This is a genomic window from Streptomyces sp. NBC_00727 (genome assembly GCF_045161745.1).
In the GTDB taxonomy this organism is placed as follows: domain Bacteria; phylum Actinomycetota; class Actinomycetes; order Streptomycetales; family Streptomycetaceae; genus Streptomyces.
The window spans coordinates 4,178,872-4,191,450 of record NZ_CP108981.1 but is presented as its reverse complement, the minus strand read 5'-3'; the positions used below and the strand labels follow the sequence as shown (position 1 = coordinate 4,191,450).

The 12,579-nt window shown below is 68.9% G+C and carries 14 protein-coding genes; 8 read left to right on the top strand and 6 right to left on the bottom strand.

Features of this window, described 5'->3' with window-relative positions:
* Positions 1–10: 10 nt before the first annotated feature.
* A complete protein-coding gene (locus OG242_RS18915) occupies positions 11–370 on the bottom strand; it encodes an NADH-quinone oxidoreductase subunit A (protein ID WP_003967084.1) in 360 nt (119 codons plus the stop codon).
* A 791-nt stretch (positions 371–1,161) separates the two neighbouring features.
* Here OG242_RS18915 and OG242_RS18910 point away from each other — a divergent pair.
* Positions 1,162–2,007 carry a C40 family peptidase gene (locus OG242_RS18910; protein ID WP_405899296.1) on the top strand — a complete coding sequence of 282 codons (846 nt, stop codon included), beginning with the start codon at positions 1,162–1,164 and terminating at the stop codon, positions 2,005–2,007.
* A gap of 165 nt (positions 2,008–2,172) precedes the next feature.
* Here OG242_RS18910 and OG242_RS18905 read toward each other — a convergent pair whose 3' ends face one another.
* Positions 2,173–2,625: an ATP-binding protein gene (locus OG242_RS18905; protein WP_405899295.1), complete on the bottom strand. Its 453-nt coding sequence runs from the start codon at positions 2,623–2,625 to the stop codon at positions 2,173–2,175.
* A gap of 266 nt (positions 2,626–2,891) precedes the next feature.
* Here OG242_RS18905 and OG242_RS18900 point away from each other — a divergent pair, with 266 nt between their 5' ends.
* From OG242_RS18900 to OG242_RS18885, 4 genes are all read left to right on the top strand, one after another.
* Positions 2,892–3,746: a helix-turn-helix domain-containing protein gene (locus tag OG242_RS18900; RefSeq protein WP_405899294.1), complete on the top strand. Its 855-nt coding sequence runs from the start codon at positions 2,892–2,894 to the stop codon at positions 3,744–3,746.
* 11 nt (positions 3,747–3,757) lie between these two features.
* A complete protein-coding gene (locus OG242_RS18895) occupies positions 3,758–3,958 on the top strand; it encodes a DUF397 domain-containing protein (RefSeq protein ID WP_405899293.1) in 201 nt (66 codons plus the stop codon).
* A gap of 369 nt (positions 3,959–4,327) precedes the next feature.
* Positions 4,328–4,546 (top strand): hypothetical protein, encoded by a 219-nt coding sequence (locus OG242_RS18890; RefSeq protein ID WP_405899292.1) that lies wholly within the window; start codon positions 4,328–4,330, stop codon positions 4,544–4,546.
* A gap of 38 nt (positions 4,547–4,584) precedes the next feature.
* Positions 4,585–5,238 carry a TauD/TfdA family dioxygenase gene (locus tag OG242_RS18885; protein ID WP_405899291.1) on the top strand — a complete coding sequence of 218 codons (654 nt, stop codon included), beginning with the start codon at positions 4,585–4,587 and terminating at the stop codon, positions 5,236–5,238.
* A gap of 118 nt (positions 5,239–5,356) precedes the next feature.
* Here OG242_RS18885 and OG242_RS18880 read toward each other — a convergent pair whose 3' ends face one another.
* Complete coding sequence (locus tag OG242_RS18880) at positions 5,357–6,130, bottom strand: glycosyltransferase family 2 protein (protein ID WP_405899290.1); 774 nt, start codon at positions 6,128–6,130, stop codon at positions 5,357–5,359.
* A gap of 65 nt (positions 6,131–6,195) precedes the next feature.
* Between OG242_RS18880 and OG242_RS18875 the strand changes: the two genes are divergently transcribed.
* Both OG242_RS18875 and OG242_RS18870 read left to right on the top strand, forming a co-directional pair.
* Entirely contained in the window at positions 6,196–7,359 is a 1,164-nt protein-coding gene (locus OG242_RS18875; RefSeq protein ID WP_405899289.1) for a nucleotide sugar dehydrogenase, read from the top strand.
* A gap of 2 nt (positions 7,360–7,361) precedes the next feature.
* Positions 7,362–7,790, top strand: a complete 429-nt coding sequence (locus OG242_RS18870; RefSeq protein WP_405901655.1) for a glycosyltransferase — start codon at positions 7,362–7,364, stop codon at positions 7,788–7,790.
* A gap of 127 nt (positions 7,791–7,917) precedes the next feature.
* On the opposite strand, the gene OG242_RS18865 is transcribed toward OG242_RS18870, so the two are convergent.
* The 3 genes from OG242_RS18865 to OG242_RS18855 form a co-directional block, all read right to left on the bottom strand.
* Positions 7,918–9,201, bottom strand: a complete 1,284-nt coding sequence (locus OG242_RS18865) for a geranylgeranyl reductase family protein (RefSeq protein ID WP_405899288.1) — start codon at positions 9,199–9,201, stop codon at positions 7,918–7,920.
* A gap of 95 nt (positions 9,202–9,296) precedes the next feature.
* Entirely contained in the window at positions 9,297–11,048 is a 1,752-nt protein-coding gene (locus OG242_RS18860) for a zinc ribbon domain-containing protein (RefSeq protein WP_405899287.1), read from the bottom strand.
* A gap of 173 nt (positions 11,049–11,221) precedes the next feature.
* Positions 11,222–11,914, bottom strand: a complete 693-nt coding sequence (locus OG242_RS18855) for a demethylmenaquinone methyltransferase (protein ID WP_405899286.1) — start codon at positions 11,912–11,914, stop codon at positions 11,222–11,224.
* A 146-nt stretch (positions 11,915–12,060) separates the two neighbouring features.
* On the opposite strand from OG242_RS18855, the gene OG242_RS18850 reads away from it, so the two are divergent.
* Positions 12,061–12,570, top strand: coding sequence for a SigE family RNA polymerase sigma factor (locus OG242_RS18850; protein ID WP_405899285.1), 510 nt, complete (start codon positions 12,061–12,063; stop codon positions 12,568–12,570).
* Positions 12,571–12,579: the final 9 nt, after the last annotated feature.

The window sequence follows — 12,579 nt, the reverse complement described above, 5'->3', positions numbered from 1 at the left end:
CCTCAGCCCCTCAGTCCCATTCCAGACCGCCGCGCCGCCACACATACGCGTAGGCGACGAAGACGGTGAGCACGAAGAGCAGCATCTCCACGAGCCCGAAGATCCCCAGGGCGTCGAAGCTGACCGCCCAGGGATAGAGGAAGACGATCTCGATATCGAAGACGATGAAGAGCATCGCCGTCAGGTAGTACTTGATGGGAAAGCGGCCGCCTCCGGCCGGCGTGGGTGTCGGTTCGATTCCGCACTCGTACGCTTCGAGCTTTGCCCGGTTGTACCGCTTGGGGCCGATAAGCGTGGCCATGACCACGGAGAAGATCGCAAACCCTGCCCCGAGGGCGCCGAGCACGAGGATGGGCGCGTAGGCATTCACGCTCCTCGCTCCTTCCAGTCGTCCTTGACCGATGGACCGCATCGGGCGAACCGACTCCCCGCCTCACCAAGATCGTGCACATGTGAGGCAGTTCACAAGCCCGACTGCCCCGCATCCTATGCCCGCCGTCCTGTGATCTGCGACACGGGGTGCACCAACGTCTTTGTGATCTCCACCACCTGACGAACGATCATGAAGTCGGATGAGCGGTGATCTTCGTACACGAAGCGGCCGAGTGATCACGAGAGGTGACATCTACTCCCGTTACCGCTGGTCAAAGGGGTGTCGCACTATCAAGCCACGGCGCTGCGCGCAAAATTGGCGATGGACATGATGGGGTGATAAAGGGATCTGCCCCACTCTGCGACCGCACCGGCCGGAACGGGGGCACCCGCGCGGGGATTCCGGTGGAACAAAGCGGGCGCGGCCCAACATAAAGCGCCTATCACCCGAATCGGCCACCCGGCTCCGCGAGTTCGGGGCGCACCGCCCCTCGCTCGCGCGGAGCGCTCGTATGCCCGTCACGGCGAGACCATGCTGTGACCTGCGTCACTCCGCAACGGCCGTCATAGAAGCGGGCTTGGCCAACCGTGTGAACGGGTGGTAAGCGACGGGCAATTCGGGCGTATTGCAGAAAACCCGTGATCACAGCCGTGATCGCGCGTGCCCGTTTTGCCCGTTACGGCGTCAATAAGGGCCGACGGAAAGCGGATTCACAGATTCCGGACGTAACTGTGTCGCAACACACGTTTCTTGATGGGACCCCGCGCGCCCTGATAGCGCTAGTACCCATGTCCCACACCGCTCTCATACCCAGCCACCGGAAGCCCCGCCGAAACGCCTCGAAGACGGCGCTGCGGGCCGGAGTTGCCGGTGGCGTCCTCAGCACCATCGCGGTCGCGGGTGCCGCGGGTCCGGCCCAGGCCGAACCGGTGACCCAGACGATCGAGATGCCCACCATCACGGCGGGTCTCTCCACCACCGTCGCGGCCTCCGCCGAGGCCACGCAGCAGGTCGCCCTGGACCTGGAGACGCAGGCGCACGAGGACGCGGCGGCCGCCGACGCCGCCAAGGACGCCAAGAAGGCCAAGGCCGAGGCCGTCCGCAAGGCCGAGGCCAAGAAGAAGGCCGAGGCTGCCGCGGAGGCCAAGGCGGAGGCCGAGGCGGAGGCCGCCGAGCGCGCCTCCCGTTCCGCCGCGCGCACCACACTCCAGAAGACCACCGGCAGCTCGTCGTCCGGCTCCACCACCGCCGCCACGACCTCGTACTCCTCCAACGCCACCGGCTCCGCGGCCTCCGTCGTCGCGTTCGCCCAGGCGCAGGTCGGCGACGCGTACGTGTCCGGCGGCACCGGCCCGAACTCGTGGGACTGCTCGGGCCTGGTCCAGGCCGCGTTCCGCACCGTGGGCGTCGACCTGCCGCGCGTCTCGCAGAGCCAGTCCACCGCCGGCACCCAGGTCTCGCTGAGCAACCTTCAGCCCGGCGACATCCTCTACTGGGGCGGCGCGGGCAGCGCGTACCACGTCGGGATCTACGTGGGCGGCGGCCAGTTCGTCGGCGCGCAGAACTCCTCCACCGGCGTGGTGCAGAAGTCCCTGGACTACGACCCGCCGTCGGGCGCGGTCCGCGTCCTCTAGTACGCAGGACGCGACCGTCCGCGTTCACGGATTCACAAGCGCCTCGGCGCACATCGAAGGGCCGCCGCTCCCCCGCTCGGGAGCTGCGGCCCTTCGGCGTTCCCGAGCCACGCCACGGGGCCGGCCTCCATGGGGGCGCTTCGGGCACGGTCCACGTTCGCCGGTTCACAAGCGCCCTCGGCCCGGCTCTACGAGCACGAACCAGACCGTCTTGCCATGCCCTACCCGCCCGCCGCGCGTCGTGGTCCCCCACCGATCCGTCAGGCTCTCCACGATGAGGAGCCCGCGCCCGCTCTCCGCGTGCGGCGCGGCCCCCGGCTTCGGCAACCGATCCGGTTCGTCGTCGGTCACGTAAACCATCACCTGACGCCGGTTCACCGTCACATCGACCCGGATGCGCGCCGACCCGGTGTGGCGGTGCGCGTTGGACACCACCTCGCTCACGCACAACCGGGCGTCGTCGACCAGCCCGGGGTGCTCGGTAGCCCGCAGCAGCGTCCCCACGAAGTCCCGCGCGATCCGGGGCGCAGTGGGGGTGTTCGGCGCAACGAGCCAGTAGCGCTCGCCGCGCTGCGGGAGGTTCGGGACGGGCAGGGACGGAACGGTTACAGAGGTCATGACGCGGTCTCTCTACGTGAGCGGGTCTCCGGGTACGCCGGCCCGTACCGGTGATCCGTGGCATCGGCCGGGCCCGCACGAGATCAACTCGCGTGAGGACGACTGCACTTCGGGTCTCCGGCCTGTCACCAGTCGGCAGGGAGAAACGTGGGGGACATTCATGCACCGGTACAAGAATGCACCCTCTGATTCACACGCAGGGGTGAGCCCGTCACGCACCCCCGAGAGGCCCTGCGAGACTGCATACGCGAACAGGAGAAGGTGACATGCCGCCAAGGGACAACCCGACCGCACGCCAGGCCCGCTTGGGCAGTGAGCTGCGCAAACTCCGCGAACGCGCGGGCAGAACCGCCCGCGAGGCAGCCGGGCTCATCTCCACGGACCAGGCCAGGATCAGTCACGTCGAGGCCGGTCGCAGCGGTATCGGCGAGGAGCGGATTCGCCGGCTGGCGAGCTTCTACGCGTGCGACGACGAAGAGCTGGTCGAGGCGTTGTGCGTGATATCCCGCGAGCACCGGGGGCAGTTCTGGTGGGACGAGTACCGGGGCACGCTCGCTCCCGGCTTCCTGAACATCGCGGAACTCGAACACCACGCGAGCCACATGCGGTGCCTCCAATCCATGACGCTGCCCGGACTGCTCCAGACTCCGGAGTACGCCCGAGCCCTGTTCGAGGGAGTACTCCCCAAACTGCCCGAGGACGAGGTGGAGGCGCGGGTCGAACACCGCATGCGCAGGCAGTCGGTGCTCGACAGCGACAAGCCACCCCCGTTCGAGGCGATCGTGCACGAGGCGAGCCTGCGCATGCGGGTCGGCGGCCGCACGGTTGCCCGCGATCAGCTCGCCCACCTGCTGGAGGCAACGGACCGGCTGAATGTGACGGTCCGGGTGATCGCCTTCGCGAGCGAACAGTTCGTCGAAGTCACGCAGACCGTGCTGTACGCAGGCGGAGTCGTGCCCCAGCTCGACACTGTGCACATCGACGCACCGTTCGGGGGCGTACAGCTGGATGCCGCCGCCGATCTCCACCGGTATCGGATGCAGTTCGACGTCGCCCAGCAGGCGTGTCTGGCGCCCGAGGAGTCACGCAGCTTCATTCACCACATCGCAAGGGACCTGTGATAATCCGCAGCATGAACACAGAGATCGAGTGGCAGAAGTCGTCCTTCTCCGGGGGCGGCGGGGAGCAGTGTGTCGAGGTGGCCCAGCGAGCCGGGCAGATCCTGATGCGCGAGAGCGACGACCCCGATGCGGTGACCACCACGAGCCGGGCCAAGTTCGCCGCGTTCATCGAAGGCGTCAAGGCGGGCGAGTTCGACCACTTCGCCCAGTAGGAGCCTCCAGCCGCAGCATTCACGTGAGCCCCCCGCCCGGCGGCGGGGGGGGCTCACGCACATCCGAGAACATGCATGCCCCGGTGCACTGTTGCACCGCACTGGTGAGTGACGCCACTGTCACCCCAAGTCGCCGCCCCGGTCGAACCCACGGCTCGACCACTCTGCGCGATGCGCCAACAGACCTTCCGCGCAAGTCAGTTGAAGTCCATTCCTCGGTCGGACAGTCGACCTCGCATACCTTGCCTCGCGCTGAAACGTACGCCCCCTGCTCCGCCCGGCCCCTCACGCCTTGGGCGCCGGTCCGGCCCATGGGGAGTCCGTTGCTCGATGCCGTAGATCAATTCACCTAGGGACAAGAGGCCCCACATGTTCATCGACATCCCGAGCGAACTCGAAGCTGCTCTGATCGACCGTTCTCTCCCGCCCTGGAAGCTGGACGGTTCGTTCTTGGCGAAGTCCACCATGGAGCGGTACCGGTCAGAGCTGACTGGTACCCCGCAGTTCGGAGAAGTCGCCGCGACCCTGCGCCACGCCCTGACCGGAAAGGGCGGCGGCTGCGCCTGGGGAACGTCGCCAAGGCGCTGAAGAACGACGACCGGTTACTGCGGCTGGCGACGGCCTTCGTGGCCGAGGTGGCCATCCCCTTCTCCCCGTTCCCGCGATGGCCTCTGTGGAAGGACATCGGGGTCAAGGCCGACAAGGATCCCGGCAAATCCAGCGGAATCGGGTACAACGCGTTCCACATGGACCTGGTGAACGGGACCCTGCCCCCGGATTACACCACTCTCCTGTGCGTTCGCCCCGATCCGCTCGGCGGCGGCCGCAGCATCCTCCTCTCCGACACCCACGCGGCGGTGGCACGGTTATCGGAGGGCACCCGCACCCTGCTGGCCGAGTCGGCCTACCACTACGGGACCTTTTTCGACCTGTTCGACGTGGGCGAGGAGTACAAGCCGTTCCCGATCCTGGACCGCTCGGACCCGGGCAGCCCGGGCAGCCCGGGCAAGGGTTTCGTCCGGTTCACCGCCAAGATGCTGGAGAGGTCCGAGCTCACCCAGGCGCATGCCGCATCCGCCAGGGAACTCGCCGAGGAGCTCGTCCAGGGCCAGGTTGCCTTCATGCTCCAGGCCGGGGACTACCTCGTCGTGAACCAGCGACGCTTCCTGCACGGCAGGGAAGCTCTCCAAGGCGGCCAGAAGACAGTGCCGGTCTCCGACCGGCGGCTACTCCTCCAGTTGTTTCTGCGCGCGAGGGCCGACGATGGCTCGGCTGCGTAGCCGGACGACGGCACCGGCGATGCGCCGAGTCCTGCCCCCCGTCTCCGGCCGCCGAGCGCACGACACAGCCACGCGACGGGCCCCGGTCGGGCGCCCGCGCCCCGAGCCATGCCCGGAGTCAGATGCGGGAGTTGCGCAGCGACTGCCACACAGCGCCGGCCAGTGCCCGCGTCGCCCGCGGGACCGACAGATGCTCGTGCGCGCGGTACAGGTTCCAGTTGTACGGAACGAGCGACAGCTTGTTGGAGGACAGCGATCCTGCCTGGTGGGCCCTGTACACCGCAAGCGGCTCGGCAAGGCCCCGGGCGTCAGCTCCGTCCCGCATGATCGACAGCCACAGGGCGTAATCCTGGCGCTTCCGCATCTCCGGCATCAGCCTAGTGCCCAGGACATTGCGGTCGTACATGGCGGTGAGAGCACCGATGTGGTCCTGGACCAGCATCGCGCGGTAGTCCACGTGCGCCCGCGCACGAACCACTCGCCCGTTCGGAACCCAGGCGGTGCTCTCACCGTCGTAGCCGGCGTCCATTTTGAAGTACGAGGTGAACGTCAAAGGCGCTGTGGCCTCCTCAGCGAAGCCAAGCTGCTTCTCGGTCTTCTCCGGCAGCCACATGTCGTCGCTGTCGAGGAAAGCGACGTAGTCCCCCCGGGCCCGCTCGATCGCAAGGTTGCGGGCCCGGCCCGCACCACCCCGCTCGGGCGCCGACTCCGGCAGGACGCGCTCGTCCTGCGCGGCGAACTCGCGAAGCAGGTCCATGGAGCTGTCAGAGGACTGGTCGTCGGTGACCAACAGCTCCAGATCGCTATGCGTCTGTGTGAGCACCGACCGCACCGCCGCGCTCAACGTCGCTGCCGAGTTGTACACGGGCATCACAACAGACACCAGAGGCACAGCGCATCTCCTTGCCGGATCCGAACGACGGTCCATTCAAGCACCGCAATCGAGTAGGAGCTGACATGCAGGTAGTTGTCGCTGGTCAGGGCTACGTAGGGCTTCCACTGGCCGTACGCGCCGCAGAAGTGGGTCACCGAGTCCTCGGCTACGACGTGGACACCCATCGTGTCCAGCAGCTCGCCGCCGGCCACTCCTACGTGGAGGACGTGGCTTCCTCGCGACTTCGCGCGGTCCTGGATGCCGGGAACTACTCCGCGACCGCCGACTCCGCCGCGCTGGCCGACTTCGACATCGCGGTGATCACTGTGCCGACCCCACTGCGGGACGGGGTGCCCGACTTGAGCTTCATCGAGTCCTGCGCCCGGATTCTGGGTAAGCACCTGCGTCCCGGCGCGACGGTCGTCCTGGAGTCCACCACCTACCCCGGCACCACTGAGGAACTGCTTCTGCCGATCTTGGAGAAGGTGTCGGGCCTTGAAGGCGGGGCGGACTCTCTGGCCGGCTTCAGCCCCGAGCGCATCGCTCCGGGGAACAAGCGGTGGTCCTTCGAGGGAACCCCGAAGTTGGTGTCCGGAATCGATGCCAGATCGCTCGCCGTAATCAAGGGCTTCTACGACGACATCTTCCAGACCACGGTCCCGGTGTCCGGGACAAAGATTGCCGAACTGGCCAAACTGATCGAGAACACCTTCCGGTTCGTCAACATATCCCTGGTCAACGAGATGGCCTCGTCAGCGGAAAGCCGATGCACCTGCTGCACGTCACCAGGAACATCAATGCCATCCGCATCAGCCGGGAGCTGCACGTCTCCGGTCCAGCCGCATGCCATTCACGCCCAGCACCTCGGCTTCGCTCTCAGTCTGGCTTTCACCCGAGCTGCGGGAAGCATCCCGATCATCACCCTCGCCCCCGGCCCCGACGTGATGGCGGCCGAGCACAGCATTGGGGAATGCGATGGACTCAATGAAGTTTCCGCGGCAAGCGCCGCCATCGTTGCCCCGACGCCCGCCCTCGCCGACCGTATCGGCCGTCTCACCGGACGCCGATTCACCGATCGCCTCACCGCCATCCCGTGGGGTATCCCTTTGAAGGGGATCCGCGTACGCGATCAACCGTCTACCGACACCGGGCCTCTGTCTCTGGTGCACGCCGGCCGTCTGGACGACAACAAATCCACAATCACCGCGATCGAGGCACTTCAGCTAACGATCAACCGCATTCCTTGACCGTGATCGGCCAGGGGGCCCTGCAGGAGCGCCTGACGCAACGGGCTGTCCAACTCGGGCTGCGGGACCGGGTGCAGTTTGAGCCGTTCATGCCTCGCGCCGAACTCTGGAGCCGCCTGCCAGAGTTCGACGCGTTCGTCTTCACGACCAGGGATTGCGAGGCATTCGGCCTTGTCCTCATTGAGGCCCAAGCCCACGGACTCCCGGTTGCGTACTCCGATCTACCCGGTGTGAGGGAAATCCTCGGGAACGCCGGCCTTCCCTATGCTCCTGGCGACCCGCGCTCGCTGGCCGTGGCCTTGAACGAGATGGGTCGGAACTCCCACTGCCGCAGGACCCTGACCAAGGCGGGCCTCAATAACGCGAGCCGATACGACATCGCCACCACCAGCCGCCGGCTTCGCGAACTGACGCTCCGCGTTACCTCCTGAACTCGACGTTCCTGACATGCCTCAGGGCGACAGCGGCCGCACATTCAGGTGTCAAGTACTCCTGTTTCCCCTTCGACCGCGACGAAAGGAACGAGGAGCAGGAGCCCGCCCCCGCGTCGCCCGACGCTCACGACTTCGGCGAGACCTTCGCCAGCCCGTTGATGATGCGGTCCATCGCGTCGCCGCCCGTCGGGTCGGTGAGGTTGGCGAGCATCTTCAGCGTGAACTTCATCAGCAGCGGGTGCGTCAGGCCGCGCTGGGTGGCGATCTTCATGACCTTCGGGTTGCCGATCAGCTTCACGAAGGCGCGACCCATCGTGTAGTAGCCGCCGTAGGTCTCCTTGAGCACCTTCGGGTAGTTGTTCAGCGCCAGTTCCCGCTGGGCGGGGGTCGCGCGGGCGTGCGCCTGGACGATGACGTCGGCCGCGATCTGCCCCGACTCCATGGCGTACGCGATGCCCTCGCCGTTGAACGGGTTGACCATGCCGCCCGCGTCACCGACCAGCAGCAGGCCCTTGGTGTAGTGCGGCTGGCGGTTGAAGGCCATCGGCAGGGCGGCGCCGCGGATCGGGATCGTCATGTTCTCCGGGGTGTAGCCCCAGTCCTCCGGCATGGACGCGCACCACGCCTTGAGGACCTCGCGCCAGTCCAGCTCCTTGAACGCGGACGAGGAGTTGAGGATGCCGAGGCCGACGTTGGAGGTGCCGTCGCCCATGCCGAAGATCCAGCCGTAGCCGGGCAGCAGCTTCTCCTGCGGACCGCGCCGGTCCCACAGCTCCAGCCAGGACTCCAGGTAGTCGTCGTCGTGCCGGGGCGAGGTGAAGTACGTACGCACCGCGACGCCCATCGGGCGGTCCTCGCGGCGGTGCAGGCCCATCGCGAGGGAGAGCCGGGTGGAGTTGCCGTCGGCGGCGACGACGAGCGGGGCGTGGAAGGTGACCGGGGTCTTCTCCTCGCCGATCTTCGCGTGCACCCCGGTGATCCGGCCGGTGCGCTCGTCGGTGATCGGGGCGCCGACGTTGCACCGCTCGTACAGCCGGGCACCGGCCTTCTGCGCGTTCCGGGCCAGCTGTTCGTCGAAGTCGTCGCGCTTGCGGACGAGTCCGTAGTCCGGGTAGGAGGCGAGATCCGGCCAGTCCAGCTGGAGCCGGACGCCGCCGCCGATGATGCGCAGGCCCTTGTTGCGCAGCCAGCCCGCCTCTTCGGAGATGTCGATGCCCATGGCCACGAGCTGCTTGGTGGCACGCGGGGTGAGACCGTCGCCGCAGACCTTCTCGCGCGGGAACGCGGTCTTCTCCAGGAGCAGGACGTCGAGTCCGGCCTTGGCGAGGTAGTAGGCGGTCGTGGAGCCGGCTGGGCCCGCCCCGACGACGATGACGTCCGCGCTGTGTTCGGACAGGGGCTCGGTCACGGTCGGCTCTCCCGAAGACTCGAATTCGCGTGCCGCGCGGCACAGGTCCAAGGCAGTCTATGGGGGCCTGCCGGGCAACCCTCCGAAGGGCTGCCTCATGTCGATCGCGCCAGTGCGAGGGCGCCGGCCGTCGCCCCGCCGCCGAAGACCAGGGCGGCGACGAGGGTGGCGCCCCAGGTGAGGACGGGGTGCCGACGGGGGCGTTCGGCGGCCATGTGGGCGCGGGGGCCGTCGGGGCCCGGGTAGTGGCTCTGGCCGGGCTGCGGACCGTACGGGCCGGGGGCCGTGCCGGGCGGCGGGGTGTACGCGCCCGGCGTGGGCGGCGGGGTGTACTGGCCGGGCACCGTGCCGTACGGGCCGGACGGGGGCCTGGCCCCCAGGTGGGCCGGGGTGCCGCCGCCCGGGCCGCCGCCGCTGCCCGTCATCCGCACCAGGTACGGCGCGACGAGCACCGCGCCGCCCACCCACAGCAGCCCGAACAGCAGCGCGTCGGCGACGCTCGGGGCGAACTCCAGGGTGCCGTTGCCGCTGAACTCCGCGACGTTGCCGCTGTACTCCACGGACAGGCCGCTCATGCCGGTCAGCACCAGGTACGCCAGCAGGAACAGCCCGCCGACGGTGACCTGTTCGCGCCGGTCGGCGGAGCGGCGGGCGGCGAGCACCCCCACGACGAGGGCGCTGACGAGGCCGGTGGCGAGCGCGCCGACGAGGGCCCAGTCGTTCGCCGCGTCGCTCAGCTCGCCGAGGCCGAACGCGCCGTGCTCCGTGCCCGAGCCGAGCAGGTCCGCCCTGCCCCGCATGTCGTACTCCACGGAGCCGCCCCAGCTCACCGAGAGCACCATGAGCGCGATGTTGGGCAGCAGCGGCAGGGCGATCAGCATGGCCTCGCCGCTGACGTCGTCCTGGGCGGCGTACGTGATGTAGCCGATCAGGCCGCAGAGCAGCAGGACCGCGCCGAGCGCGCGGACGGCGGTCCCGGCGGCGCGTACGAGGCTCAGCGTGCCCGGCCGCTGTGCCAGCCACGCGGCGGCGACGTCGCGTTGCAGGACGGCCCCGGTGGTCACGAGCGAGAGGGCGAGGGCGCCGAGGGTCGCGAGGACCGGCGAGGAGTGGATCGAGAGGTCCTCGATCTCGGGCTGGGCGTACAGGCCGAGGATCAGGACGGCCGCGGCGGCGACGGCGCTGATGCGGAAGGCCGCGTCGAGCCCACCGCCCTGCCGGCGGACGGCCCGGGCGCCGATGATCAGCGCACCGATCCACAGCACGGTGACGGTGAGCGGGACCAGGGAGAGGGACATCTGCCCCTGCCCGCCCGGGTCGAAGTCGTTGTACGTGTCCCCGTAGTCCGAAGCGCCCCCGTACCCACCGGTGTTCATGCCGCCCTGCACGACGGCCCGGACGTCGAAGCCGCCGCCGAACGCCTGGAGCAGCATCGCGAGCGCGATCCGCAGCCGGTCGCTCCACCCGACGGCGGGGTCGTCGCCCTGCCCGTACGAGGGGATGGCGAGCGCCACCGCGAGGCCCACGATCAGCCCGGTCGGCCAGAGCGCCCCCTTGAGCGAGCCGGCCCAGTCACCGCGCATCACCCGGCCGAAGAACACCCCAAGGGGTGAAGGCCCGGCCGGCGCCGGCGCGTAACCGGGCGGCGGAGCGGCGGGCCGCGTCATGTACGACGGCACCGCGGGCGGCGGTGGCGGACCGGCGGGCGGCGCACCGGCGGGTGGTGGCGGCGCGGCGGGCTGCGCAGGCGCGGCGGCCGGGACAGCGGGGCGCTCGCGCCCGCATTTCTGGCAGAAGCGCGCCTCGTCCGGCGCCGGGGTTCCACAGAAGGGGCAGTACGACGGCATGAGGGCTCCGCAGCGGGGACGGGGGCGAACAAGACCGGTGACACACGGAGACGGTGAAGTCGCGTGCCGTATCAACGGACACATCTTCCCCGACCACCGGTTCCCGTCAACTCGGAATACGGGCAACCGCTTTCGCGCGATGCCCGGCCCCGTCCGGCGGCCCGCCCGGTCCGTCAGTCGCGGATGCCCCGGTGCAGGGCCACCACCCCGCCGGTGAGGTTGCGCCAGGCGACCTTCGACCAGCCCGCGTTCTGCAGCTTCTTCGCCAGGCCCGCCTGGTCGGGCCAGGCGCGGATGGACTCGGCGAGGTAGACGTAGGCGTCGGGGTTGGAGGACACCGCGCGGGCCACCGGGGGCAGGGCGCGCATCAGGTACTCGATGTAGACCGTGCGGAACGGCGTCCAGACGGGCTGGGAGAACTCGCAGATGACGACCCGGCCGCCCGGCTTGGTGACCCGGTACAGCTCGCGCAGCGCCGCGTCCGTGTCCTGGACGTTGCGCAGGCCGAAGGAGATGGTCACCGCGTCGAAGACCTCGTCGCGGAAGGGCAGCTTCGTGGCGTCGCCGGCGGTGAAGGGCAGCCAGGCGTTGCGCTTCTTGCCCTCGCGGAGCATGCCGATGGAGAAGTCGCACGGCACGACGTACGCGCCGGTCGCGGCGAACGGCAGCGAGGACGTCGCCGTGCCGGCCGCCAGGTCGAGGACCTTCTGCGCGGGCCGGGCGTCGACCGCCCTGGCGACCTCCTTGCGCCACAGCCGGTCCTGGCCGAGCGAGAGCACGTCGTTGGTGAGGTCGTAGTTCGCCGCCACGTCGTCGAACATCGAGGCGACTTCGTGCGGCTGCTTGTCCAGGGATGCTCGGGTCACGCACCCCATTCAAGCAGCCCGGTCCGCGCGGCCTCGCGGCGGACGCCCCCGGAAAACCCGGCTTCAACCTTTCCGGTCCGGCGGCACTCAGTACTCAGTGAGAGAGACCACCGGAGAGAACCGGAACGAAAATGGGAAGGGGGCAGATGTTCACTAGAGCCAGCCGGAACACCGACGGCTTCGAGGAATTCGCCCGCGCCGGTCAGCGCCGGATCTACCGCACCGCGTACCTGCTCTGCGGGGACGCCGACGCCGCCCGCGATCTGACTCAGACGACGCTGGCGAAGCTGTTCCAGCACTGGCACCGGGTGCGGGCCGCCGACCATCCGGACGCCTACGCCAGGACGGTGCTCACCCGCACCTACATCGCCGAGCGCCGCAGGCGGCTGCGCGACCTCCTCGCCCACACGCCGATCGCCGCGCCCGCTCCGGCGGTCGGTCCTGAGCTCACGGTCACGCTGCTGACGGCCCTCGCCGAACTGCCGCCCCGGGCACGGGCGATGGTCGTCCTGCGGTACTGGGAGGACCTGAGCGTGGAAACGGTCGCCGAGTTGCTGCGGTGCAGCCCGTCCACCGTCAAGAGCCAGTGCTCGCGCTCGCTGGCCACCCTGCGCGCCCGCCTGGGCGACGCGCACCTCTACACCACCCGAAGCTGAGGAGATACG

Coding starts and splice junctions, on each gene's coding strand:
- OG242_RS18900 (WP_405899294.1), top strand. CDS start 2,892: ATGCCGCCAAGGGACAACCCGACCGCACGCCAGGCCCGCTTGGGCAGT.
- OG242_RS18850 (WP_405899285.1), top strand. CDS start 12,061: ATGTTCACTAGAGCCAGCCGGAACACCGACGGCTTCGAGGAATTCGCC.
- OG242_RS18905 (WP_405899295.1), bottom strand. CDS start 2,625: ATGACCTCTGTAACCGTTCCGTCCCTGCCCGTCCCGAACCTCCCGCAG.
- OG242_RS18860 (WP_405899287.1), bottom strand. CDS start 11,048: ATGCCGTCGTACTGCCCCTTCTGTGGAACCCCGGCGCCGGACGAGGCG.
- OG242_RS18910 (WP_405899296.1), top strand. CDS start 1,162: ATGTCCCACACCGCTCTCATACCCAGCCACCGGAAGCCCCGCCGAAAC.
- OG242_RS18895 (WP_405899293.1), top strand. CDS start 3,758: ATGAACACAGAGATCGAGTGGCAGAAGTCGTCCTTCTCCGGGGGCGGC.
- OG242_RS18890 (WP_405899292.1), top strand. CDS start 4,328: ATGTTCATCGACATCCCGAGCGAACTCGAAGCTGCTCTGATCGACCGT.
- OG242_RS18875 (WP_405899289.1), top strand. CDS start 6,196: ATGCAGGTAGTTGTCGCTGGTCAGGGCTACGTAGGGCTTCCACTGGCC.